22 protein-coding genes are annotated in these 23,975 nt (G+C 64.3%); 17 read left to right on the forward strand and 5 right to left on the reverse strand.

Features of this window, described 5'->3' with window-relative positions; all coding sequences use genetic code 11:
* Positions 1-34: 34 nt before the first annotated feature.
* The 3 genes from EAH73_RS17145 to fahA all read left to right on the forward strand — a co-directional run bounded on the left by EAH73_RS17145 (position 35) and on the right by fahA (position 2,789).
* Positions 35-1,135 carry an Mrp/NBP35 family ATP-binding protein gene (locus EAH73_RS17145; RefSeq protein ID WP_140468650.1) on the forward strand — a complete coding sequence of 367 codons (1,101 nt, stop codon included), beginning with the start codon at positions 35-37 and terminating at the stop codon, positions 1,133-1,135.
* A 20-nt stretch (positions 1,136-1,155) separates the two neighbouring features.
* Complete coding sequence (locus tag EAH73_RS17150) at positions 1,156-1,392, forward strand: NifU family protein (RefSeq protein ID WP_070741633.1); 237 nt, start codon at positions 1,156-1,158, stop codon at positions 1,390-1,392.
* A 113-nt stretch (positions 1,393-1,505) separates the two neighbouring features.
* The gene (gene fahA, locus EAH73_RS17155; RefSeq protein ID WP_140468651.1) at positions 1,506-2,789 is read left to right on the forward strand and encodes a fumarylacetoacetase; all 1,284 of its coding nucleotides are present in this window, start codon (positions 1,506-1,508) and stop codon (positions 2,787-2,789) included.
* A gap of 112 nt (positions 2,790-2,901) precedes the next feature.
* Here fahA and EAH73_RS17160 read toward each other — a convergent pair whose 3' ends face one another.
* The 3 genes from EAH73_RS17160 to lpxK all read right to left on the reverse strand — a co-directional run bounded on the left by EAH73_RS17160 (position 2,902) and on the right by lpxK (position 6,790).
* A complete protein-coding gene (locus EAH73_RS17160) occupies positions 2,902-3,498 on the reverse strand; it encodes a tRNA-(ms[2]io[6]A)-hydroxylase (RefSeq protein ID WP_140468652.1) in 597 nt (198 codons plus the stop codon).
* 86 nt (positions 3,499-3,584) lie between these two features.
* Positions 3,585-5,663, reverse strand: a complete 2,079-nt coding sequence (locus tag EAH73_RS17165) for a putative porin (protein ID WP_161599586.1) — start codon at positions 5,661-5,663, stop codon at positions 3,585-3,587.
* Positions 5,664-5,728: 65 nt separating this feature from the next.
* Entirely contained in the window at positions 5,729-6,790 is a 1,062-nt protein-coding gene (gene lpxK, locus EAH73_RS17170) for a tetraacyldisaccharide 4'-kinase (RefSeq protein WP_140468654.1), read from the reverse strand.
* Between the two features lie 128 nt (positions 6,791-6,918).
* Between lpxK and EAH73_RS17175 the strand changes: the two genes are divergently transcribed.
* From EAH73_RS17175 to groL, 14 genes are all read left to right on the forward strand, one after another.
* Positions 6,919-7,614, forward strand: a complete 696-nt coding sequence (locus EAH73_RS17175; protein WP_140468655.1) for a DUF6992 family protein — start codon at positions 6,919-6,921, stop codon at positions 7,612-7,614.
* 20 nt (positions 7,615-7,634) lie between these two features.
* Positions 7,635-8,321, forward strand: a complete 687-nt coding sequence (locus tag EAH73_RS17180) for a uracil-DNA glycosylase family protein (protein WP_140468656.1) — start codon at positions 7,635-7,637, stop codon at positions 8,319-8,321.
* Positions 8,322-8,344: 23 nt separating this feature from the next.
* Positions 8,345-9,466 (forward strand): Nif3-like dinuclear metal center hexameric protein, encoded by a 1,122-nt coding sequence (locus tag EAH73_RS17185; protein WP_140468657.1) that lies wholly within the window; start codon positions 8,345-8,347, stop codon positions 9,464-9,466.
* Complete coding sequence (locus tag EAH73_RS17190) at positions 9,456-10,226, forward strand: zinc ribbon domain-containing protein (RefSeq protein ID WP_140468658.1); 771 nt, start codon at positions 9,456-9,458, stop codon at positions 10,224-10,226. The genes EAH73_RS17185 and EAH73_RS17190 overlap by 11 nt, the downstream gene beginning before the upstream one ends.
* 93 nt (positions 10,227-10,319) lie before the next feature.
* On the forward strand, positions 10,320-11,900 hold the full coding sequence (locus EAH73_RS17195; RefSeq protein WP_140468659.1) for a tetratricopeptide repeat protein: 1,581 nt from the start codon (positions 10,320-10,322) through the stop codon (positions 11,898-11,900).
* An 18-nt stretch (positions 11,901-11,918) separates the two neighbouring features.
* Positions 11,919-13,211 (forward strand): anthranilate synthase component I family protein, encoded by a 1,293-nt coding sequence (locus EAH73_RS17200; protein ID WP_240047309.1) that lies wholly within the window; start codon positions 11,919-11,921, stop codon positions 13,209-13,211.
* Positions 13,212-13,402: 191 nt separating this feature from the next.
* The gene (gene miaB / locus EAH73_RS17205; protein WP_140468660.1) at positions 13,403-14,839 is read left to right on the forward strand and encodes a tRNA (N6-isopentenyl adenosine(37)-C2)-methylthiotransferase MiaB; all 1,437 of its coding nucleotides are present in this window, start codon (positions 13,403-13,405) and stop codon (positions 14,837-14,839) included.
* A 38-nt stretch (positions 14,840-14,877) separates the two neighbouring features.
* Positions 14,878-15,318, forward strand: coding sequence for a four helix bundle protein (locus EAH73_RS17210; RefSeq protein WP_140468661.1), 441 nt, complete (start codon positions 14,878-14,880; stop codon positions 15,316-15,318).
* 2 nt (positions 15,319-15,320) lie between these two features.
* Complete coding sequence (locus tag EAH73_RS17215; RefSeq protein ID WP_140468662.1) at positions 15,321-16,622, forward strand: sigma-54-dependent transcriptional regulator; 1,302 nt, start codon at positions 15,321-15,323, stop codon at positions 16,620-16,622.
* Positions 16,603-17,142, forward strand: a complete 540-nt coding sequence (lptE, locus tag EAH73_RS17220) for an LPS assembly lipoprotein LptE (RefSeq protein WP_140468663.1) — start codon at positions 16,603-16,605, stop codon at positions 17,140-17,142. The genes EAH73_RS17215 and lptE overlap by 20 nt, the downstream gene beginning before the upstream one ends.
* A 117-nt stretch (positions 17,143-17,259) precedes the next feature.
* Positions 17,260-18,882, forward strand: a complete 1,623-nt coding sequence (locus tag EAH73_RS17225) for a hypothetical protein (RefSeq protein ID WP_140468664.1) — start codon at positions 17,260-17,262, stop codon at positions 18,880-18,882.
* A 23-nt stretch (positions 18,883-18,905) separates the two neighbouring features.
* Positions 18,906-19,295, forward strand: a complete 390-nt coding sequence (gene secG, locus EAH73_RS17230) for a preprotein translocase subunit SecG (protein ID WP_140468665.1) — start codon at positions 18,906-18,908, stop codon at positions 19,293-19,295.
* A 213-nt stretch (positions 19,296-19,508) separates the two neighbouring features.
* Positions 19,509-19,799 (forward strand): co-chaperone GroES, encoded by a 291-nt coding sequence (groES, locus tag EAH73_RS17235; protein ID WP_068232777.1) that lies wholly within the window; start codon positions 19,509-19,511, stop codon positions 19,797-19,799.
* A gap of 63 nt (positions 19,800-19,862) precedes the next feature.
* Complete coding sequence (gene groL / locus EAH73_RS17240; RefSeq protein WP_140468666.1) at positions 19,863-21,509, forward strand: chaperonin GroEL; 1,647 nt, start codon at positions 19,863-19,865, stop codon at positions 21,507-21,509.
* A 283-nt stretch (positions 21,510-21,792) separates the two neighbouring features.
* On the opposite strand, the gene EAH73_RS23765 is transcribed toward groL, so the two are convergent.
* Together EAH73_RS23765 and EAH73_RS17250 are read right to left on the reverse strand one after the other, a co-directional pair.
* Entirely contained in the window at positions 21,793-22,272 is a 480-nt protein-coding gene (locus tag EAH73_RS23765; RefSeq protein ID WP_140468667.1) for a putative quinol monooxygenase, read from the reverse strand.
* 128 nt (positions 22,273-22,400) lie between these two features.
* Positions 22,401-23,963 carry a peptide MFS transporter gene (locus EAH73_RS17250; protein ID WP_140468668.1) on the reverse strand — a complete coding sequence of 521 codons (1,563 nt, stop codon included), beginning with the start codon at positions 23,961-23,963 and terminating at the stop codon, positions 22,401-22,403.
* Between the last annotated feature and the right edge of the window lie 12 nt (positions 23,964-23,975).

Here is a 23,975-nt window from a genome sequence, read left to right on the forward strand (position 1 = left end):
TTGCAGAGCGCCCCCAACGGGTGCCGTTTCCAAGATGCCAATAACCGAAGAAGCTGTTTTTAAGGCCCTGAGCTACGTGGAGGAGCCCGACCTGGGCCAGGACCTGGTGACCCTCAAAATGATTGAGGACGTGCACATTGACGGCCTTACCGTGGCCTTCACCGTGGTGCTCACCACGCCCGCCTGCCCCCTCAAGCAGCTCATCCACGACGCCTGCGAGCGCGCCATCCACACGATGGTGGACAAGGACGCCAACGTGGTGATTACCATGACCTCGCGCGTGACCACGCTGCGCAACAGCAACGAGCTGCTGCCTGGCGTGAAGAACATCATCGCCATTGCCTCGGGCAAGGGCGGCGTGGGCAAAAGCACCGTCACGGCCAACCTGGCGGTGGCGCTGGCCGCCTCGGGCGCCAAAGTGGGCCTCATCGACGCCGACATTTCGGGCCCCAGCATGCCGCTGATGTTCGGGGTGGAGGACGCCCGCCCGCACGTGTTCCAGGGCCCCAACGGCAAAAACCTCATCCAGCCCATCGAAGCCTACGGCGTGAGGTTGATGAGCATCGGCTTCCTGGCTCCGGCCGAAAGCGCCATTGTGTGGCGGGGCCCCATGGCCTCGTCGGCGCTCAAGCAGTTCATCACGGAAGTGGAGTGGGGCGAGCTGGATTACCTGCTGCTCGACCTGCCGCCCGGCACCTCCGATATTCACCTCACGCTGGTGCAATCGGTGCCCGTGACCGGGGCCGTGATTGTGACCACGCCGCAGCGCGTGGCCCTGGCCGACGCCCAGAAGGGCCTCCAGATGTTCCGCCAGCCCCAGATCAACGTGCCCGTGCTGGGCATCGTTGAGAACATGGCCTGGTTCACGCCGGCCGAGCTGCCCGACAATAAATACTTTATCTTCGGCGAAAACGGCGGCCAGCGCCTGGCCCAGCTGCACGACGTGCCCCTGCTGGGCCAGCTACCGCTGGTGCAGAGCATCCGCGAGGACGGCGACCAGGGCCGCCCCGCCGTACTCGATGCCACGTCGGCCGTCGGCCAGGCCTTTGCTAACCTAGCCGAGGCCGTAGCTCGGCAAGTGAGTATTCGCAACAACATTGCACCCAAAACGACCGTTGTAGAAATGCAGCGCTAGCCTGCTTTAATCCCACCCCAATGACCCTCGACCATCCCCTGCTGCCCCGCATCGAAGCCGCCCTGGACGATTTGCGCCCTTACCTGGCCACCGACGGCGGCAACGTGCGCGTGGCCAACATCACCGCCGAAGGCGTGCTCCAGCTCGAATGGGAAGGCGCCTGCGGGGCCTGCCCCATGTCGCCGATGACGCGCGCTGGCCTTGAAGACACCGTGCGCAAAGCCGTACCCGAAATCACGGCCGTAGAGGCTAAGTAAACCACTCGCCAACACCGGTTTGCCCCGGGTTCGGGTTGCGAAGGCCACGCCCAGCGTGCCGCTTCCGCAACCCGAACCCGGGGTATTCGTTTGTAAGGGCTTACCTCCTTTGCATGTCCGCTTCCGCCCTGAACGACCCCAGCCTGCGCGCCTGGATTGACATTCCGTTCCAGCACGATTTCCCGATCCAAAACCTGCCGTTCGGCGTGTTCGAAACCGACGAGCGGGGTCCCCGTCTGGCCGTGGCCATCGGCGATTACGTGCTCGATTTGTACGTACTCAGCTCGTTCGGCTTTTTCGATGACCTCACCGAGTTGGGCGACGCCCAGCCGCGGGTATTCCGCCGCCGCTCGCTGAACGGATTTTTACGGCTGGGGCGGCCGGCGTGGCGGGCCGTGCGCCAGCGCGTGAGCGAGCTGCTGCGCCACGACAATGCCGACCTGCGCGACCACCCCGAGGCCGCCCGCGCCGCCCTAGTCCGTCAGCGCGACGTGGCCATGCTACGCCCCGTAAAACCCGCCAACTACACCGATTTCTACAGCAGCCTCACGCACGCCGCCAACGTGGGCACCATGTTCCGGGGCCCCGAAAACCCCTTGCTGCCCAACTGGCGGCACCTGCCGGTGGCTTACCACGGCCGCGCCAGCAGCATTGTGGCCAGCGGAACGCCCATCCGCCGGCCCCAGGGGCAAATGCTGCTGCCGGGTGGCGATGCGCCCAGCTTCGGCCCCAGCCAGCAGCTCGATTTTGAGTTGGAAATGGCCTTTATCGTGGGCACCGCTTCTACCCTGGGCACACCCGTAGCCACCGAGGAAGCCGAGAATCACATCTTCGGCCTGTGCTTGTTCAACGATTGGAGCGCCCGCGACGTGCAAAGCTGGGAGTATGCGCCGCTGGGGCCCTTCCTGGGCAAGAACTTCGGCAGCAGCCTGGGGGCCTGGGTGGTCACGCTCGACGCGCTGGAGCCCTTCCGTACCGCCGGGCCCGTGCAGGAGCCCACGCCCCTGCCCTACTTGCAAACCGTTGGCGACCACCACTTCAGCATCCAGCTCGAAGCCGCCCTGGCGCCCGCTGGGGGCCCCGAAACGGTGCTGGCCCGCCCCACCTTCCAGGGCCTGTACTGGAGCATGGCCCAGCAGCTGGCCCACCACACCTCCAACGGCTGCAACCTAGAGGTGGGCGACGTGTGCGCCTCGGGCACCATTTCCGACCCCGACGCCTTCGGCTCGCTGCTGGAGCTGGCAGGGCGCGGCACCCAGCCCGTGCCCCTGGCCGACGGCACTACCCGCGCCTTCCTGCTCGACGGCGACACCGTAACTCTACGCGCCTACGCCGAGGCCAACGGCGTGCGCATCGGCTTTGGCGAGGTAAGCGGCACTATTTTACCCGCCGAATAACCAACGCGCGAAGTAGCGCCAAGTGTAAAAAGGAAGTCTCGCCAAGTAGCTGTAATTGCACTACTTGGCGAGACTTCCTTTTTACACTTGGCGCTACTTCGCGCGTACGCGATTAGTGCATCCGGTCGTCGCGCACGGGCAGGTTGGTTACGATGTCGCCCTCGATTTTTAGCAGTTCCTGCAAGCGGGCGTCCACGTCGTAATCGGCGCAGTATTCTTTGGCTAGGTCGACGTAGCTCACGAAATGGCCAGCTTCCGACACCATTAGCTCGTAGTAGAACTGGCTGAGGCCGGGGTCGGGAATGTGCTTCCAGAGCAGCTTAAACCGCTCGCAGCTGCGCGCCTCGATGAGGGCCGACACGAGGAGCTGGTCCAGGAGCTGGCGCTCGCGGGCCCCGCCCTTGCGCACGTGGGCCAGCAGCTGCACCACGTACTCGTCGCGGCGCGGGCGGCCCAGCGCGAAACCACGCTTGCGCAGCTCGTCGAGCACGCGCTCGAAGTGTCCCCACTCCTCGGCCACGAGCAGCGTCAGCTCGTCCACCAGCCGGGTTTTTTCGGGGTAGTGGATGATCATGCTGATGCCGGTGCTGGCCGCTTTCTGCTCGCACCAGGCGTGGTCGACGAGGATATCCTCGATGTTTTTGCTGGCAATGTCCACCCACCGCGGGTCGGTATTCAGCTTAAGTTTCAGGATGGTTTTCTCTTTCATAAAATGGGGGCCCGAATTAATTATTCCGCCCAATTAATTTCCCTAAACCGCTCAGTAATTAATTAATTCGCACTACTGCCAACGAATTAGTTGAAGAACTTCCAGTTCAGCCCAAACTGGAGGCGGCGGGGGTAGGCGGGGTAGAACGGCGAGGCGAAATAACCCTGCCCGGCCAGGCCCTGGTTGAGGTAAGGCACCTTTAGGAACACGGACACGGTTTTGATATCGGCCGCGAAAAAGGCGCTGGCCACACCGTAGTTGCGGATGGTGAAATCATCCTGTAAGTAGAACTGCTGCGTGCTGGGGCTGTAGTTGTAGCCTTTGAACCGGGATTGATAGTAGAACTCCAGGCCCACCTGCGTGAACATGGCCCGGCCAAAAATGTAGCTCTGGTAGTACGCCCGCGACTCGGTGACGAGGGCCGGAATGCGCAGAGCAGCGCCCTCATTTCCGGCCCCGCTGGTGTACGTACCCTGGTTATCAAGCCCGAACCGCCCGAGCCGCACCCGGTGCCGAGCCGAGCCAATAATTAACTGCTTGGAGGCAGCAAGTTGATTGGGTATCCCGCGCTGGTCGTAGTACACGTAATTAACCAAGTTCACCAACGACGCGCTGGCCTCGAACAGGTGGTCGGCAAAGCCCGGCAGCGCCTGTTTCAGCCGGCCCGTGAACTGCTGGGTTGACGTGTTGGGGATACTGGGGTCGCCTCTGCCGTCCACGTTATTCCATTGGTAATGGTTGCCGGTAAACTCGCGCTGGGTGAGCGTGGGCGAGTACGAGGCCAGCAGCACCTCGCCCGACAGGGGCCCTGTGCGCACCGTACCGCGCAGCCAGTACTCGCTATTTTGGATGGCCGTCAGGGGCATAGTAGTGAGCTGGTTGAGCTCAGGCAGTTTGAGTTCGCCGGCTACTTCCACCGCGTAGATGCTGCGGTAGTTGAAGGCCGCCGTGCCGCCGACGAAGCCCTGGGTATAGCTGCGGCTTTGCACCTGCTCCAACCGGGTGGCGGCCGTGGGCACCCCGCTCACGGTGGTGGGCTGAATGACGTAGGGCTGGTCGGAATAGGCGTTGAGAAAAGCGTTGCGCAGCCGCCCATACACGCGGTATTCCACGGCGGTGTTGCCCAGTGCATCGGTGTGGCCCAGTAGGCCGAAGGTGTTCTCTACCTGCTTGTAATCGACGCGGTCGAGGGTGCTGGTGAGGGTGCGCAGCGGCGTGCCCGGGTAAAACAGCAGCTTCGTAGTAACGGGGTCGCGCGGCAGCAGGCCGTCGGAGAAGCTGTTGAACTGGTGCTTGAAATCGAGTACGTGGTAGGCCGTCAGGCCCCGGCCCAGCAGCCGGTAGCTCTGAAAGGCGTGGAACTGGTCGCGGTCTTCGGTGTTCTGGGCCTGCGTGAGGTACACCCGCTCGCTGGAGTAGTTGAACAGGTTGCCAGGGTAATTCGCCGCGTCGGTGACGGTTTCCGTGTCGCGCGGGTATACGCCGCCCTGCTCCACGGCGCGGTGGCGGCTGGTACTGATGTTGGCCAGCAGGCGGTAGCGGCCGTTTTCGGACTGGTAGCGGGTAAAAAACAGCAGGTTGTTGTGCTCCACCAGGCCCACCCCGCCCACGGCGCCCGAGGTGGTGCCGATGATTTTGTTCGACGCGATGCGCTCGTAGGCGGCCCCCACGCTGAAGTTCTTTTTCAGGCTGCGGCTGTAGCTGATTTCAAACACCTGCTCGCCCGAAGTGGACTGCAAAATTCGGAAAAACGAATACGGCGAGCGGCTGTCGTAATACGGAATGTCGCTGCCCTCGCGGGCGTACTTGTCGAACACGTTGCGCCCCAGCCGGGCCCCCAGCTTCAGGTTGGGCTGGTAAAGCAGCGGCCGCGTGGCCGAGCCCACCGTGCCCAAGTCCTGCTGAAACGTGGAATCGTGCATCCAAAACCGGATTTGCGGCAGCTTCACCAGGCTGGTATCGACGGTCGTGCCGGCCGTGGAGTCGCGCAGCACCTCGGCCTCATAGATGACGCGGGTGGTTTTGGGCCCGTACAGCACCTTGGTCGAGTCATCGACGACTTGGGCGCGGACCGCCAGGGGCCCCAGCAGCGCCCCGGCCAGCAGCAGGGCCCCGGCGAACCCGCCGCGGCTCAGCAAATGCAGAAAGAAAAGGAAGTAGTGCAAACGGGCAAAAGCTAAGCGGCGCAAGGCCGGGCAGGGCGAAAAAACGGGTAAGCGGGTGCGGGGCTTCAGGCGGCGCGGGGCCCCGGCGGGGCGGGCAGCCGGGCGCGCAGCACAGCCGCGTCGGTGGGGCTCAACGCCGCCTGCACCGCAATGGTATAGAGGGGCAAGCCGGCCAGCGCGGCCGCCAGCGCGGGGTCGGCCAGCCGGGCGGCGTCCTTGGTGGTGGTAAAAATAGGCCACCCGGGCCGCCAGTGCGCCCGCAGCGTCGCCAGGTCGGCGGGCGCGAAGGCGTGGTGGTCGGGAAAATCGGCGTGAAAGGCTATTTCGTAGCCCAGGCTTTCGAGGTGCTGGCGCAGGGGCCCCGGCTGCGCAATGCCGGTGAGCAGCAGCGCCGGGCCGCCCGGCGCGGGCAGGCTGGTGGCCGCGGCCAGGGCTTGCGGCGGGCCGTATTCGTAGCTTGAAAATAGCACCGGGGCCCCGGGCCGGGCGTAGCGGTCGATGCGCTGGGCCACGGCGGCGCGGGCAGCAGCCGGGGCCCCGGGCGGGCATTTCGTGGCGATGATAATATCGGCGCGGCGGGCCCCGGCGCGGCTTTCGCGCAGGCGGCCGGCGGGCAGCACACGGTCGGCGTAGAACGGGCGGGCCCACTCGGTGAGCAACACGTTCAGGGCGGGGCGCACGGCACGGTGCTGGTAGGCGTCGTCGAGCACCACAACGGTGATTTCCGGGTGCGCGTGCAGCAGCAATTCCACGCCCAGGCGGCGGGCTTCGGCCACGGCCACGGCCACCCCCCGGGGCCCAAACTGCTCAAAGTATTGCCAGGGCTCGTCGCCCACCGTGGCCGCCGAATCGGAGGCCGTGGCCAGGCGGGGGCCCCGGGTGCGGCGGCCGTAGCCGCGGCTGAGCACGGCCGGGCGGTGGCCCTGGCGCAGCAGTTCGTTGAGCAACCACTCGACGTGGGGCGTTTTGCCGGTGCCACCCACGCGCAGGTTGCCCACGCCTACCAGCGGCACGGCGAAGGCCACCGACGGCTTCCAGCCCCGGTCGTACAGCCAGTTGCGAACGGCCAGCACGCCCGCGTAGAGCCAGGAAAACGGCAGCAACAGAAAAGCGAATCCAGCGGGCATACGGGGGCAATGTGCCAAAGCAACGGCCTGCAAAAGTACGGCCGCCGCCGGCCCGCCCGCACAAACCGGCGGCTGCGTGGTTGCTTGCGGCACCGTTGCGGCATTCTTGCCTGCCGCGGACCCATCCCATGCGTTTTTTTCTCCTCTTGCTTGCCTTGCTGGGGCCCCTGGCCGCCCGCCCCGCCGCTGCTCAATCGGCTGCTCAATCGGCTGCTCGATCGGCTGCCCAACCGGCCACCGACACGCTGCACCCCGCCGTGCCGCCACCCGCCGCGGCGGGGCCCCTGGGCAGGTTCGACGCCGAGCGCCGCCGCCTCGACCAGCGCGGGCTGCTCGTGCTGGGCGGTTGGGCGGCGGGCAACTTGCTGGTCAGCGGCATCGCCACGGGCCAAACCGACGGCTCGGCCCACTACTTCCACCAGATGAACATTGGCTGGGGCGCCGTGAACCTGGCGCTGGCCGTGCCCGGCTTGCTGGCCGCTCGCCGCGCCGCCCGCGCCCCTGGGGGCCCCGCCGCCGACCGCCCCGGCGCCGTGCGCGCCCAGGGGCGCACCGAAAACCTGTACCTTTTCAACGCCGGCCTCGACGTGGCCTACCTGGCCACCGGCGCGTACTTCTTGGAAAAGAGCCGCAACCCCGCCACCGACAACCCTAACCGCTGGCGCGGCTACGGCCAATCGCTGCTGCTACAGGGCAGCTTTTTGCTGCTCTTCGACGGGTTTCAGTTTGCCGCCCACCACCGGCACGGGCAGGCGCTGTACCCGCTGCTGAGCCGCGTGCGCCTGGGCCCCGGCGCGGTGGCCGTGGTGCTGCCGCTGCGCTGATTTCGCCCGTATTTTGCCCCATGCCCACCTTCGCCGACCGCCTGCTGCGCTTTCTTACCACGTTTCCGCTGCCCGGGGCCCTGCCCGGCGGCGTGGAGGCGCTGAGCCCGTTCCGCGAGCCGGCGGTGCAGGACTTGCTCGGCCAATTTGCGCACAAATTTTACGCCGACAACCGGCCCCGGGTGGCCGTGCTGGGCATCAACCCCGGCCGGCTGGGCATGGGCCGCACCGGCGTGGCCTTCACCGACCCGGGGGCCCTGGCCGAGTTTTGCGGCATTGCGCACGGCCTGCCCCGGCAGCGGCCCGAAATCTCAACCCAGTTTGTGTACCAAGTGGTGGCGGCGCTGGGGGGCCCCGCGGCGTTTTACCAGCACTTCTACCTGGGCTCGGTGTACCCGCTGGTGCTACTGCGCAACGGCTTGAACTACAATTATTACGACGCGCCCAACCTCACCAAAGCCCTGTGGCCCGACATGCAGCGCTCGTTGCGCCAGCAGGTGAACGAGCTAGGCCTGCGCGCCGACGTGGCCATCAGCCTAGGCAAGCGCAATGGCCTCTTCTTCAACAAGCTGAACGACGAGCTGGGCCTGTTCAAAAAAATTATCGTCCTCGACCACCCGCGCTACCTCATGCAATACCACCGCCGCGAGCTGGCCGCCAACGTGGCCCGCTACGTGGAGGCGCTGGGCGAGTGCCTGGTCGATTAACACCGAATCAACACCTACTCGCAATGCCTACCGTTCACGACTTGGCCCAGCTCCTCGAAGCCGCCGCGCCCCTCGCCTACCAGGAAAGCTACGACAACGCCGGCCTGCAGTGCGGCGACCCGCAGGCCGCAATCACGGGCGTGCTCATCACGCTCGACTGCACGCCGGCCGTGGTGGCCGAGGCCGTGCGCCGCGGTTGCAACGTGGTGGTGGCCCACCACCCGGTCATTTTCCGGCCCCTCAAGCGCCTCACCGGGGCCAACGAGGTGGAGCAAACCATTATGGCGGCCCTGAAAAACGACGTGGCCATCTACGCCGCCCACACCAACCTCGACAACGTGCGCGGCGGCGTGAACGACAAGCTGGCCGAGAAGCTGGGCCTGACCAACACCCGCACCCTGGCCCCGCAGAGCGGCCGGCTGGCCCGCCTCACCACCTACGTGCCCAACCGCCCCGAGGACCAGGCCGCCGACGTAGCCGGCCGCGTGCTGGGGGCCCTGTACGCCGCCGGTGCCGGCCAGGTGGGCCAGTACGCGGCGTGCAGCTTCCGCGCCGATGGGCTGGGCACCTTCACGCCCGGCGCGGGCACCCGCCCCGCCATCGGCCAGGAAAACCGCCCCGAAACCGTGCCCGAAACCCGCCTCGAAGTGCTGCTGCCGCTGCACCGCCAGGCCGCCGTGCTGGGGGCCCTGCGCCAAGCCCACCCCTACGAGGAAGTGGCCTACGACCTCATTAAGCTCGAAAACACGCACCAGGACGTGGGCGCCGGCCTGGTGGGCGAGTTGCCGGGGCCCCTGGCGCCCGCCGCCTTCCGGGCCCTGCTCAAGCAGCAACTGCGCGTGCCAGTGGTGCGCTTCACGGCGTTCGAAAAGGACATAAAAACCGTGGCGCTGTGCGGCGGGGCGGGCGCGTTCCTCATCGGGGCAGCGCGGGCGGCCGAGGCCGACGCCTACGTGACGGGCGACGTGAAGTACCACGAGTTTTTCGGGGCCGAGGGCCGGCTTATGCTCTGCGACGTGGGCCATTTCGAGAGCGAGCAGTTCACGGGCGAGGTATTCCGCGATTTGCTCCTGGCCGGTTTTGGGCGTACTTTTGCGGTCTTATTCGCTGAGACTCCTACGAATCCCGTTCACTATGACTGCTAAAGCTGCCGCCCTGGCCCACGCCGATGTTCCCGTAGCCACCAAGCTGGAAGCCCTGCTTGCCCTGCAGCGCCTTGATTCCCAGCTCGATGAAATTCGGCGCGTGCGTGGCGACCTGCCCGAGGAAGTGCGCGACCTCGAAGACGAGATTGCCGGCTACGAAGTGCGCGTGAAGAAATTCGACGAGGACATTCAGGGCCTCAACGACTTCATCAAGAGCCGCAAACAAGCCAGCAAAGACGCCGAAACGCTCATCAAGAAATACGACGAGCAGCAGCAGAACGTGCGCAACAACCGCGAGTTCGAAGCCATTGCCAAGGAAATGGAACTGCAGCGCCTCGAAATCCAGATTTCGGACAAGAAAATCAAAGAATCGCAGTACCAGATCGACGTGAAAAACGCCGAAATCGCCGGTACCAAGAGCAAGCTCGACGAGCGCCGCAAGGACCTCGACACCAAAAAGGGCGAGCTGGACACCATCATCGCCGAAAACGAAGAGGAAGAGCGCGGCATCCTCACCCAGCGCGAGGAAGCCACCGCCCCGGTGGAGCCCCGCCTGCTGACGGCCTACACCCGCATCCGCGGCAACGTGCGCAACGGCCTGGCCGTGGTGCTGGTGCGCCGCGACGCCTGCGGTGGCTGCTTCAACACGGTGCCGCCCCAGCGCCAAGCCGACATCATTTCGCACAAGAAAATCATCGTGTGCGAGCACTGCGGCCGCATTCTGGCCGACGTGGAAGGCCGCGCCACCGCCAACGTTTAGTTAACCAAGCGGGGCCCTGCGCGGCCCTTACTTGGGAAGAATAAGGAAAAGGAACGGCCCCGCGCCGTTCCTTTTTTGTTGACCGGCCCTTCCATGTTTCAATTACGCCTTAGGCACTTCTTCCGCCGTTTCCAGTCGGCCGCCCAGGCGCTGGGGGCCCTGCTGGGCCTGTGGTTACTGACGGCCTTCGCGCCGCAGGGCCCCGCCAGCGGTGAACTGCCCGGGGACCCCACACCAACGCCGGCCACCGCCGCCGCGGCCGATAACCAGCTGCCGCCCAGCAGCCAGCGCGCCTACGCCGAGGTGCTGAAGCTGCGCCTCGGCGCCGCCCGGCAGCTGCTGGCGCCCGAGCTGGCCCGCGCGCCCGGGGCACCCGCTCCCCTGCTGGTGGCCGACTGCGCCGACTTCGTGGAGCTGCTGGCCACCCAGGACGCAGCCCGCTATGCGCAGCTAGTACCCGGCCAGCAGGCCCGGCTCGACGCCCTGGACGGGGCCCCCGCGGGGCCCTGGCGCGACTACGCCCGCGCCGAAATCCGGCTGCACCTGGGGCTGGAGCATGTGGGCTTCGGGCACGAAGTGCTGGGGGCCTGGCAACTGCGCCGGGCCTACCAGCAGGTGCAGGCCCTGGCGCAGCAGTACCCGGGCTTCGTGCCGGCCCGCACCACGCTGGGCCTGGGGCAGTTCGCCCTCGGCACGCTGCCCCCGGGCTACCACTGGTTGCTGCGCCTGCTGGGCCTGCCCGGCGACGTGGACGCCGGCCTCGCCAACCTCGGCCAGGCCGCCGACCAGCCCCACGCCTTCCAGGCCGAGAGCCAGCTGTTCCGGGCCCTCATCCGCGAAACGTACTTCAAGCAGCCCGCCGAAGCGCTGCGGCTGGCGGCCCTGCTGCCCACCCAGCAGCCCGATAACCTGCTCTTTGCCTACGTGTCCACCACCGTGCTCAAGCGCCAGCACCAAACGGCCTCCGCCCTCGCCGCTTACCGCGCCCGCCCCACCGGCCCGGCCTACCTGCCCTTCGCCTACCTGCACCACCTGGCGGGCGACTTGCTGCTCTACCAAGCCGATTACGTCGGTTCGGAACGCGAGAATTTGCAATTCCTGCGCGAATACCGGGGCCAGAACTACCGCAAAGACGCCGCCTTTAAGCTCTACCTAGCGGCCTGGCTGGGCGGGCAGCCGGCGGCAGCAATAGAGCGCTACCGCCAGCAAATCAACCTGGCGGGCCCCACCATGGTGGAGGAAGACGCTTACGCCCAGCGCTTCTACCATAACGCCCAGAACCTCAACCCCGTCCTGACCCGCGCCCGCTTGCAGCTCGACGGCGGCTACTACCGCCCGGCGCTGGCCACACTGCGCGCCTTCCGGGCCACGGCCGCCACGCCCCTGCGCGACCGCCTGGAGGGCCCCTACCGCTACGCCCGCGCCTACCAGGGCCTGGGCCGCCCCGATTCGGCCCGCCAAGCCTACGCCCAAACGCTGGCTATTTCTACCCAGGCCGGCGAGAACGCCTACTACTTTGGGCCCCAGGCCGCCCTGGAGCTGGGCTACCTGGCCCGGGCTGCCGGCCAGCGCCCGCAAGCCAAGGCCTACTTCGAGCAAGCCCTTCACTCGCCCAAGCACGAGTACAAAAACAGCACCGACGCCAAGGCCAAGCTGGCGCTGCGCGGGCTGTAGCCTTTTCATTAGTTCGTTTTGGAACAGTTTGTTACCATTCATTTAGCTCAGCTACCTATTTCGCCCGACGAGTTCCGGCGGCGGGCCCTGCAGTGGGCGGCGCAGTTTCCGCACTGCGCATATTTTGAGCACAGCGGCCAGCTGGAATACCCCCGGGGCCCCTTCGGCCGGCTGCTGGCGGTGGCGGCCGCAGCCCCCGGGGCCCCTAGTTCGTTGGCCGAGCTGGAAGATTATTTGGCCCGGCCCGCGGCGGGGGCCCCGCGCTGCGGCTTCCTCACCTACGACCTCAAGAACGAGATTGAAGCCCTGACCAGCGCGAACTTTAGGGCCCTTGACTGGCCGCAGCTACACTTCTTCACGCCCGAAACCTGGCTGGTGTGGCAGATCGAAACCGTGGAAATTCACGGTGTTTCCGCCGGAATAGTAGCCGCAATTCTGGCCACAGCCTTACCTGCCGGGGCCCCGCCGCGGGTGCCCGCCCTGCGCCCGCGCCTGCCCCGGGCCGACTACCTGCGCGCCGTGGCGGCGGTGCGCGAGGACATTCTCAACGGCGAAGTGTACGAGCTGAACCTGTGCCAGGAGTTCTACGCCGAAAACGTGCAGCTCAACCCCACGGACCTGTTTTGGCGGCTCAACGCGGCCTCGCCGGCCCCGTTTGCGGGCTTCGTGCGCTGGCAAGACCACTACTTGCTCTGCGCCTCGCCCGAGCGGTTTTTGGCCCGCCGGGGCCCCACCGTCCTCTCCCAGCCCATCAAAGGCACCCGTCGCCGGGGCCCCACCCCGGCCGACGATGCGCAGCAGCGCCAGGCCCTGCTGGCCGACGAAAAGGAGCGCGCCGAAAACCTGATGATCGTGGACCTGGTGCGCAACGACCTGGCCCGGGTGGCCGAAACTGGCTCGGTGCGCGTCCCCGAACTCTTTGGCCTTTACCCGTTTCGCCACGTGTGGCAAATGATTTCAACCGTAGAAGCGGACTTGCGCCCGGGCGTGGCACTGCCCGAAATCCTGCGCGCCACCTTCCCGATGGGCTCCATGACCGGGGCCCCCAAGGTGCGCGCCATGCAGCTCATCGAGGGCTACGAGCGCAGCCGCCGTGGCCTCTACAGCGGCAGCATCGGCTGGGTGGGCCCCGGCGGCGATTTCGACTTCAACGTAGTGATTCGCAGCCTCCAATACCGCGCCGACACCGGCTACCTCAGCTTCCAGGTGGGCTCGGCCATCACCTATGACTCCGACGCCGAGCAGGAATACGCCGAGTGCCTGCTCAAAGCCCAGGGCCTGTTAGAAGCGCTGGGCACAAGTATCATTTAACAATCATCAATCAACATTTAACATTGTTGATGCGCTAAGCGGCACCTGCCCTTTTGCGCAGCGAAACGGCACGGCGCAACGCGCTAACTATTAAATGTTAACTACTAACTGTTAATTGACCCTCCCTGCCATTCTGTCATTTTCCGGTGGGAAGCCGTATCTTTGCGGCCCGTCGAAAAGCGGCCTTTGCCATGTCCCAACCCCTGCTGACCCTCGATTTTTTAGATAAAGCCGCTGCCCCCGAGCACGCCCCGAGCGGCGAGGTGCGCGTGAGCGCCGCTACCCGCACGGGCCGCCCCCGCTCGCTCTACATCGAGAGCTACGGCTGCCAGATGAACTTCTCGGATTCCGAAATCGTGTCGAGCATCCTCTACGACGAGGGCTTTGACCTGACCGAGGACCTGGCCACCGCCGACCTCGTGCTGCTCAACACCTGCTCTATCCGCGAGAAGGCCGAGCAGACGGTGCGCATGCGCCTCAAGCAAATCAACTCGCACAAGAAGCGCCGCCCCGGCATGCTGGTGGGCGTGCTCGGCTGCATGGCCGAGCGCCTGAAAAGCAAGTTCTTAGAGGAAGAAAAAATTGTGGACCTCGTGGTGGGCCCCGACGCCTACCGCGACTTGCCTCAGCTCATCAGCCAGGTCGACGGCGGCCAAAAAGGCGTGAACGTGCTGCTCAGCCGCGAGGAAACCTACGCCGACATCACGCCCGTCCGCCTCAATTCCAACGGCGTGTCGGCCTTCATCAGCATCATGCGCGGCTGCGACAACATGTGCTCGTTCTGCGTGGTGCCCTTCACCCGTGGGCGCGAACGCAGCCGCGACGCCCACAGCATCTTGCAGGAAGCCAGCAACTTGGTGGCCGCCGGCTACAAGGAAGTAACGCTGCTGGGCCAGAACGTAGACTCCTATAAATGGACCAGCGCCGACGGCACCGAGCACGTCAACTTCGCCCAGCTGCTCGAAAGCGTGGCCCTTATCAGCCCCGCGCTGCGGGTGCGCTTCTCTACCTCGCACCCCAAGGACATTACCGACGAGGTGCTGCACACCATGGCGCGCCACGAGAACATCTGCAAGTACATTCACTTGCCCGCCCAGAGCGGCAATTCACGCGTACTGGCCCTGATGAACCGCACCTACGACCGGCCCTGGTACGAGGACCGGGTGCGAAAAATCCGCGAAATCCTGGGCGACGACTGCGCCATCAGCACCGACATGATTGCCGGTTTCTGCTCCGAAACCGAGGAGGAGCACGAGGACACAAAAAGCCTGATGGAATTTGTGCGCTACGACATGGCCTACCAGTTCTTCTATTCGGAGCGCCCCGGCACGCTGGCCGCCCGCAAGCTGGCCGATGATATTCCGCTCGAAACCAAGAAGCGCCGCCTCCAGGAACTTATTGACATTCAGCAACTTCACAGCGCCGAACGCAATAAGCGCGGCGTTGGCCAAGTGCATAAGGTGTTGGTCGAGAACTTCTCGAAACGCTCGAAAGAGCACCTCAGCGGCCGCAACAGCCAAAACCAAGTCGTCATCTTCCCAAAACAAGACTTCGTGAAAGGCGACTACGTGAACGTGCTCGTGCACAGCAGCAGCGCCAGCACATTGCTGGGCGAGGCGGTAGCTTAGTTATCAGTTGCTTGTTGTCAGTTGTTAGCAAGTTCTTTATGGAGAGGTCTTACAGCGATTTAAGTGTCTGGCTTAAAAGTAGAGAAATGACTAAGCGGGTTTACGAATTAACCCGACAATTTCCTAAAGATGAATTATTTGGCTTGACTAATCAACTGAGACGCGCGGCTGTTTCGGTACCCTCAAACATTGCCGAAGGCTGTGGTCGTCAGCACACAAAAGATACCATCCAATTCTTGTTTATCGCTCGGGGTTCTTTGTTTGAGGTAGAAACGCAACTCTACCTCGCCCATGACTTAAACTACATTAGCGAACAAACGCTGCAAGACGAATTATCAGCTTTAACTGATTGCAAAAAGCTTTTACAAGGCTTCATCCGTTACTATCGTTCTCTCGCTCAGTCGTCCCAAACGTCTCAAGTTGCCGAAGATCTTCCGGCCTATTTCACTGACAACGGACAACTAACAACCGACAACTGAAATTGACTCCGCAAGAAATTCAATCCATCAAGCAGCGGTTCGGCATCATCGGCAACGCGCCGGCGCTGAACTACGCCATTCAGGTAGCCACGCAGGTGGCCCCTACCGACATGACGGTGCTCATCACCGGCGAGAGCGGGTCGGGCAAGGAGTCTTTTTCGAAGATCATCCACGCGCTGTCGCCGCGCAAGCACGGGCAGTTCATTGCCATCAACTGCGGCGCCATCCCGGAGGGCACGATTGATTCGGAGCTGTTTGGGCACGAAAAAGGCTCGTTTACAGGGGCCAACGAGGCGCGCAAGGGCTACTTTGAGGTGACCAACGGCGGCACCATTTTCCTCGACGAGATTGGCGAGATGCCGCTCGGCACCCAGGCCCGCCTGCTGCGCGTGCTCGAAAACGGCGAATTCATCCGCGTGGGCAGCAGCAAGGTGCAGAAAACCGACGTGCGCGTGGTGGCCGCCACCAACGTGAACCTGCTGGAGAATGTGCGCAACGGCCGTTTCCGCGAGGACCTGTACTACCGCCTGAGCACGGTGCCAATTACGGTGCCGCCGCTGCGCGAGCGGGGCGAGGACATTTACCTGCTGTTCCGCAAGTTCACGGCCGACTTTTCGGAGAAGCACCGGGTGAAACCCATTTCGCTGACGCCCGACGCGGTGCAGCTGCTCACGCGGTTCCGGTTCCCAGGCAACATCCGCCAGCTCAAGAACATCGCCGAGCAAATCTCGGTGCTGGAAATGGAGCGCGAACTCGACGCCCGCCAGTTGGCCAAGTACCTGCCCACCGCCCAAACCAGCCAGCTGCCCATGCTGCTGGGCGCCGGCGGCGCGGCCGAGGGCCTCGGCGGCTACTCGGAGCGCGACCTGATGTACAAAATCTTGTTCGACATGCGCCGCGACATGACCGACCTCAAGAAGCTGGTGTTGGAGCTGGCCGCTGGCCAGCGCCCCCACGACGCCCAGGAACTGCTGCGCCAAAACAGCCACCTGTTTGCTGCTGGGGCCCCCAGCGCCGCCAACGGGTTTGACGGCACCCCGGGGGCCGAGTACTTCCTGGGGGCCCCGGCCAGCCCGGGCCTGCACGCCGAGGCCGACGACTACGACGACGAGGTGCAGCCGGTGGAAGACATTTCGCACGAAACCGAAGAAGAAACGCTCTCGCTCGACGTTAAGGAGAAGGAGATGATCCTTAAGGCCCTGCGCAAGCACCACAACAAGCGCAAGTACGCCGCCCACGACCTGGGCATTTCCGAGCGCACCTTGTACCGCAAACTCAAGCAATATGACCTGGAGCAAGTTTAGGCGCGCCGTTACGTACCAGCTGCTGGCCATTGGCTTGGTACTGAGCCTATCGGGCTGCGGAGTGTACTCGTTCAACGGCACCAACATCGACCCGGCCATTCGCACGTTTTCCATCCAAACCATTCAAACTACTGCTCCCAACGCGCCGGCTTTTTTGACGCAGCGGTTCACGGAGGATTTGAAAGATTATTTCCAGCGCAACACCAGCCTGAAACTGGTGCCGCGCGACGGCGACATCCAGTTCGACGGCAGCATTGTGGCCTACGACTACGCCCCGGCCGCCATTCAAAAGGTGGAAGGTGTGGACCTGGCCGGCTCCAGCCGCCTCACCATTCAGGTGAAGGTGCGCTTTGTGAACAGCAAGGACGAAAAGGCGAGCTTCGACCAAGTATTCCAGAGCTTCGGTGACTTCCCCTCGACCCAAGACGTAGCATCCGTGAACAACGACCAGACGGCGGTGCGCAAAATCACCAGCAACGTCATCACCGATATTTTCAATAAATCGGTGGCCAACTGGTAGTTGCGTAATTATAAATTAAAAGTTGCGGATGACGCCCTTTCAAGGCGGACCGCCGCCGGATTTATGGCGCAGCTTATTAATTTATAATTCATAATTTTCAATTCATAGCTAAGCAATATGACCCGCGCCGCCCTTCTGCACGTCCTCGACCACCCCACGGCCATTGCGCCGGCGGAGGTGCGCGAGCTGGAGCAGCTGGCCCAGGCGTTTCCCTACTGCCAGACGGCCCACCTGCTGCTGGCCAAAGCCGCCCACGACCAAGGCACCATGCTGGCCAGCCAGCGCCTGCGCCGCGCCGCCACCTACGCCACCGACCGCGAGCTGCTGCGCCGCCTCATCGAGCAGGTAGCCCCCGCAGAGGCCGCCAGCGCCGCACCAGAAATCCCCTCCGCGGAAGCTGTGCCCGCGGCCATTGGGGCCCCCAGCGCCGTACCAGAAATTACCCCCGCGGAAGCCGCGCCCGCGGAGCCAATAGCTCCTGTTGAGGCCCCAGCTGCCGGCCCAGTGCCTGCCCCCGCCGAGCCCGAGGATGTAGCTGAAGCCACGCCGGTGGCAGCGGTTAGCGCCCCGGCAGCGGCCCCGACGCCAGAAACTTCGGCTCCTGAAGCTTCGGCCCCCGAAACTTCGGCAGCGGAGGGCTCAGCAGCGACACAAGAGCAAGCGGCGGAAGCCCTGGCCCTGCCCCTAGCGGAGCCAATGCTGGAAGCAGCTGCCGCGGAGGCAGTAGCCGGGGCCCTAGCACCCGAAGTTGCGCCGGCCGCAGAGGTACCGGCCGAAACAGCGCCAGCCGAAGAAGTGTCGGTTGGGGCCCCAGCATCCGAAGCTGCGCCGGCAGAGGCTGCGCCAACTGAAGTAATAGTGGCCGATGGTCCCCTAGCGGCCGGCCAAGAAATACTGACCCCGGCCGCGGAAAAGGAATCAGTCGCCCAGGCGGAACCAGCGGCCGAGCCTGCCCAGGCAGCAACCGACCTGCCGGCCGCCCCGGCCCCCGAGCCGCTTCCGGATGAGCCGGCCGGGGCCCCTGAGGAGCCCGAGCTGCCGGCCGTAGCCCCCCCCATCCACCCGCCGGAAGCGGCCAGCGCGGCCCGGGTAGAATTTGATTTGCTGGAAGCGCCCGTGCTTGTGGCCCCCGTATACGAGTTGCCGGGCCTGGTAGACGAGTGGGCCGCGGCGGCCTCCACGCTGGCGCTGGCCCCGGCCCCGGCGGCACTCCTGCCGGCCGAGCCCCGCGCGCGGCCCCTGACGGCGGCCGACTTCACCGGCGATGCGGCCTTGGGTTACGGCCTGGACGGCGGCAGCCGCCTGGGTTTTGCCGTGCAGCTGCGAAATTCCTGGGACGCTGACGACCAGGCCGCCGCCGCCGCCCAGGGCCCCGCGGCCGCGCTGCCGCCCACGGGCGAGTTCTTTGCCCCCGACGCGCTGCTGCTCGACCACTGGACGGCCCACCGCCCGCCGGATGCGCCCTCGTCCATCGACCTCATCAACACCTTTTTGCGGCGGCAGCCGCGCCTCACACGCCCGGCCATGCTGCCGCCCAGCTCCGGGGCCCAAGTTGACCTGAGCGTCCGCAACACCCGCCCCGAAACCGAGCTTGCCTCCGAAGGCCTGGCGCAAATCTTGGCGCGGCAGGGCAAAACCGCCCGGGCCATTGAGATTTACGAACGCCTGATGGTGAAGCAGCCGGAAAAAATGGCGTACTTTGCGGCCCAAATTCACCAATTGCAACCCCCGGCCCGCTAGGTGCCGCTGTTTCCTTTCTCCTGATGTACACTGCCTTAATTATCCTGATTCTGCTTGTGTGTTTCCTGCTCTCGCTGGTAGTGCTGGCTCAAAACCCCAAGGGCGGCGGATTGTCCGGCCAGTTTAGCGCCGGCGGTGCGGCCAGCATGATTGGCGTGAAGCGCAGCGGCGACCTGCTCGAAAAGCTCACCTGGGGCTTCGCCATTGCCCTGGTGGTGCTCTCACTCGGCACCCACATGCTGGGCCAAGGCGTGGCCGGCCCCGCCCGCAGCGTGAACCAGCAGCGCGCCCTCGAAACCAAGCTGCCCGCCGCCCCGGCCCTGCCAGCGCCCACGGCCCCGGCCCCGGGTGCGGCGGCCCCCGGCGCTACGGCCCCGGCCACGCCCGCCCCGGCTACCCAGCCCGCCAACTAGCCAGCCGCGGGGCCCCGCCCCGCTTAAGCTGCGCCGTACCGGCGGCTCCGCAACCAGCGGGGCCGCCGGTTTTTTGTGGCCTTGGCTTGCCATTTTTGCCAGGTGGCGGGGCCCGATTGGCGCATTTTGTCAGGCTTTGGGGCCCTGGCACGGGAAGTGAAGAGGTCGTGCTTATCCTGATTACCCATCCTTTTTAACCTTAACAAACCCAGAATGGCACTTAGCATGAAACCGCTGGCTGACCGCGTCATCGTCCGCGCCGCCGCCGCCGAGGAGAAAACCAAATCCGGCATCATCATCCCCGACACGGCCAAGGAAAAACCCCAGCGCGGCGAAGTAGTGGCCGTGGGCGAAGGCAAAACCGCCGACAGCGGCTCGCTCATCAAGCCCCAGGTGGCCGTGGGCGACCAGGTGCTGTACGGCAAGTACGCCGGCACGGAAATCACCGTTGACGGCGAGGACCTGCTCATCATGCGCGAGTCGGACATTTTCGCCGTGTTGTAAGCCTCGGCTTGCCCCGCGAAAGTTCCTAATCAACCCATCCCCTCATACCCTCATTACCTAGTAATGGCTAAGAACATCCAATTCGATACCGAAGGCCGTGCCCGCTTGCAGGCCGGTGTAAACAAACTGGCAAACGCCGTGAAGGTGACCCTGGGGCCCAAAGGCCGCAACGTCATCATCGACAAGAAATTTGGGGCCCCCTCGATTACCAAGGACGGCGTGACCGTGGCCAAGGAAATCGAGCTGCGCGACCCGATTGAAAACATGGGCGCCCAGCTCGTGAAGGAAGTAGCCTCGAAAACGGCCGACCAGGCTGGCGACGGCACCACGACGGCCACCGTGCTGGCCCAGGCCATCTACACGGCCGGTTCGAAAAACGTGGCCGCCGGGGCCAACCCGATGGACCTGAAGCGCGGCATCGACAAGGCGGTAATCGCCGTGGTGGCCAACCTGAAGACCCAGTCGAAGAAAATCGAGAATAACTCGGAAATCGCCCAAGTGGGCACGATTTCGGCCAACAACGACGCGGAAATTGGCAAAATGATTGCCGATGCCATGGATAAAGTGGGCAAGGAAGGCGTGATCACCGTGGAAGAAGCCCGCGGCACCGAAACCGAGGTGAAAACGGTGGAAGGCATGCAGTTCGACCGCGGCTACCTCTCCCCTTACTTCGTGACCAACCCGGAGAAGATGGAAGTGGAGTTCGACTCCCCTTACGTGCTGATTTACGACAAGAAAGTGAGCACCATGAAGGAGCTGCTGCCCGTGCTCGAGCAAGTGCTCCAGACCGGCAAGCCCCTGGTTATCATCTCGGAAGACGTGGACGGTGAGGCCCTTGCTACGCTGGTGGTGAACAAGCTGCGCGGCTCGCTGAAAATTGCTGCCGTGAAGGCTCCTGGCTTCGGCGACCGCCGCAAGGCCATGCTGGAAGACATCGCCACCCTCACGGGCGGTACCGTCATCAGCGAAGAGCAGGGCTACAAGCTCGAAAACGCCACCCTGGAGTACCTGGGCACGGCCGAGAAGATCATCATCGACAAGGACAACACGACCATCGTGAACGGTAAGGGTGAGAAAGAGGCCATCAGCGGCCGCATCGCCCAAATCAAAGCCCAGATGGAAACCACCACGTCGGACTACGACAAGGAGAAGCTGCAGGAGCGCTTGGCTAAGCTGAGCGGTGGTGTAGCCATCCTCTACATCGGCGCCAGCACCGAGGTGGAAATGAAAGAGAAGAAAGACCGCGTGGACGATGCCCTGCACGCCACCCGCGCCGCCGTTGAGGAAGGCGTGGTACCCGGCGGCGGCGTAGCCCTAGTGCGTGCCATTGAGGCCCTGGCCGCGGTGGACACCCACAACAGCGACGAGCGCACCGGCGTGAATATCATCCGCACCGCCCTGGAGGCCCCCCTGCGCTGCATCGTGCAGAACGCCGGTGGCGAAGGCTCGGTAGTGGTACAGAAAGTGCGCGAAGGCAGCGGCGATTTCGGGTACAACGCCCGCGAAGACCGCTACGAGAACCTCGTGGCCGCTGGCATCATCGACCCGACCAAAGTAACCCGCCTCGCGCTGGAAAATGCTGCTTCGATTGCAGGCTTGCTGCTGACGACCGAAGCCGTGATTTCGGACGAGCCTGAGCCTAAGGAGTCGGCCGGTGGCCATGGCGACGGTGGCATGGGCGGCATGGGTGGCATGGGCGGCATGATGTAATCGCAGATTATGCTGATTTAGCGGATTTCGCTGATTCATCATTGCCCCTAAAAAAAGCCCCGCTGGACAATGTCCGGCGGGGCTTTTTTGTGGGCTAGCCGCTTCGTAGGCAGGATGCTGGGGGCCCTACTCCTGGCAACCATTTGCCGGCGAACTTGGGAATAGTTTGGTTCATACCGAGCCTGGACAGCTGGGGGCCCTAGCCCTGGCAAGCCTTGAAGCAGTTGCAAATTCGGCACAACGCTCAACCGTTGGCATTGCCTAGCTGGCTTTGAGCCAATGCTTAGTTTTTCACCTTCCCCGTGGGCAGCAGCGGCACTTCGTCGATGAGCTCGAGCGACTTGACCATTTCCTTGGTGCCGGCCTTGTACTTTAAAAAATGGGGGGACTTTAAATGCGCCTGGTAGGCCGCTTGGCTGGCATAGATTTCCAGCACGGTGATGCGCTCGGGGTGCGCGGCGTCGGCCATGGGATACAGCGTCAGCACGCCAGGCTCGACGCGCAACGCGGTTTCAGCGTGCTCCTTTAGCGCGGCCAGGTAGCTGGTGAGCTGGGCCGGGTAGATTTCGAGCTTGGCCAAGTGCACCACCTGCGGGCCGGCCTGGGCCACCGCGCTGCTGCCCGCCACCAGCACCAGTAGGCCGGCCGCCAGCAGCACAGCCAGCCCCCGGAGGCGGCGTTCCGAGCCTTTCTTACCGGAGGCTACGCTTCCCAATTGCTCCGTTTGCGGGCAGCGTTGCGAATGGGCTGGTGTCGTTTTCATTTTTGAGCGGCGTTGGTTGAAGGAATGAAATTTTATGGGCACCAAAGAACAATTATTTATTCCGAAAGTAAAATAGAAAGCCCCGCTGGCCAGGCCAGCGGGGCTTTCTGCGTGTAATGCTGGGGGCCCTAAGCGGCCGCCGGCGCGTGGTTGCGGGCGTCCATCATTTTGGCCAGCTTGCCGCTGATGGCGAACAAGATCACCGCCGCCACGGCGGCCGACACGACGAAGACCAGAAAGAAATCGTAGAGGTTTTCGATGTGGTAGCCGAGCAGCACCGGGGCGGGCTTCGTCGATTTGGGGTCGGGGTAGAGACTGCTCATGTAGCCGGCCAGGTAGTTGGCGGCGGCGTTGGCCAGGAACCACACGGCCATCAGCAGGGAACTGAATTTAACTGGGGCCAGCTTATTCACCAGCGACAGGCCGATGGGCGACAGGCACAGCTCGCCGATGGAGTGGAAGAAGTAGAGGGCCACCAGGAAGAACATGCTCACCTTCATGCCCGGCTGCACGTCGTGTACGCCGAAGCACATCACGAGGTAGCCCAGGGCCAGCAGGGCCAGGCCCATGGCCATTTTGACGGGCGACGGTGGCTCGGCGCCGCGGCGGCCCAGGGCCGTCCAGATCAGGGCCATTACGGGGGCCCCGGCCACCACGAAGAAGCCGTTCAGGTTTTGGAACAAGCTGGCGGGCAGCTCGTAGCCGAAGAGGTGGCGGTCCATCTGCTCGTCGGCAAAGAAGGTGAGCGAAGCCGGGGCCTGCTCGAACGCGGCCCAGAAAAACACCACGAAGAACGACACGATGAAGATAACCAGGATACCCTGGATGTCGGCCCCGCTCAGCGACTTATCGCTGAAAATCATGAAGGCGATGACGACCACGGCGATGCCCAGCAGCGGGGCGATGGTGGCAAACTTAGCCGAATCGAGCCACAAAATGCCGATCATGACGGCCAGCAGCACCGGCAGCAGGGCAAACACGCCCTTGATGCCGCCGGAGTTCACCGGGGTTTCGCCCACCTGCTCGCCGGTAGGCGTGTGCAGGTAGCGAGTTTTGCCCCACTGGAAAAACACGGTGCCCAGCACCATGGCAATGCCGCAGGCCAGGAACGCCCAGCGGAAATCCTCTGACCGGCCGGTGTCGCCCACTAGGCTGGTGACGGTGTTGCCGAAGAACGAACCCAGGTTGATGCCCATGTAGAAGATGGTGTAGGCCGCGTCCTTGCGCTTGTCGGTGGCGCTGTAGAGCGAGCCCACCATCGACGAAATGTTGGGTTTAAAGAAGCCGTTGCCCAGAATCATCAGGCCCAGGCCGAGGTACAGCAGCTGGTGGCTGAGGGGGTGCGTGGCTTCGGCGCCGTAGTTGGAGGCGGCCGCGAAGAGCGTGAATTGCCCGAGCGCCATCAGGGCCCCGCCGGTGAGGATGGAGCGCCGGTTGCCCCAGTAGCGGTCGGCGATGAAGCCGCCGATGAGCGGCGTGAGGTAGATTAGGCTGGTGTAGCCGCCGTAGAACTTTGAGGCAAACGCCTTGTCCATCAGCATGGCCTTGGTGAGAAACAGCACCAGCACGGCCCGCATGCCGTAGTAGCTGAACCGCTCCCACATTTCGGTGGCGAAGAGCAAGTACAGGCCCTTGGGGTGGCTGGTGGAGGCTGGAATGGGTTGCTCGCGCTGGGCAGCAGCAGGTTGCATACAGTATATGTA

This window comes from Hymenobacter nivis, assembly GCF_006439025.1.
Lineage (GTDB): Bacteria > Bacteroidota > Bacteroidia > Cytophagales > Hymenobacteraceae > Hymenobacter > Hymenobacter nivis_A.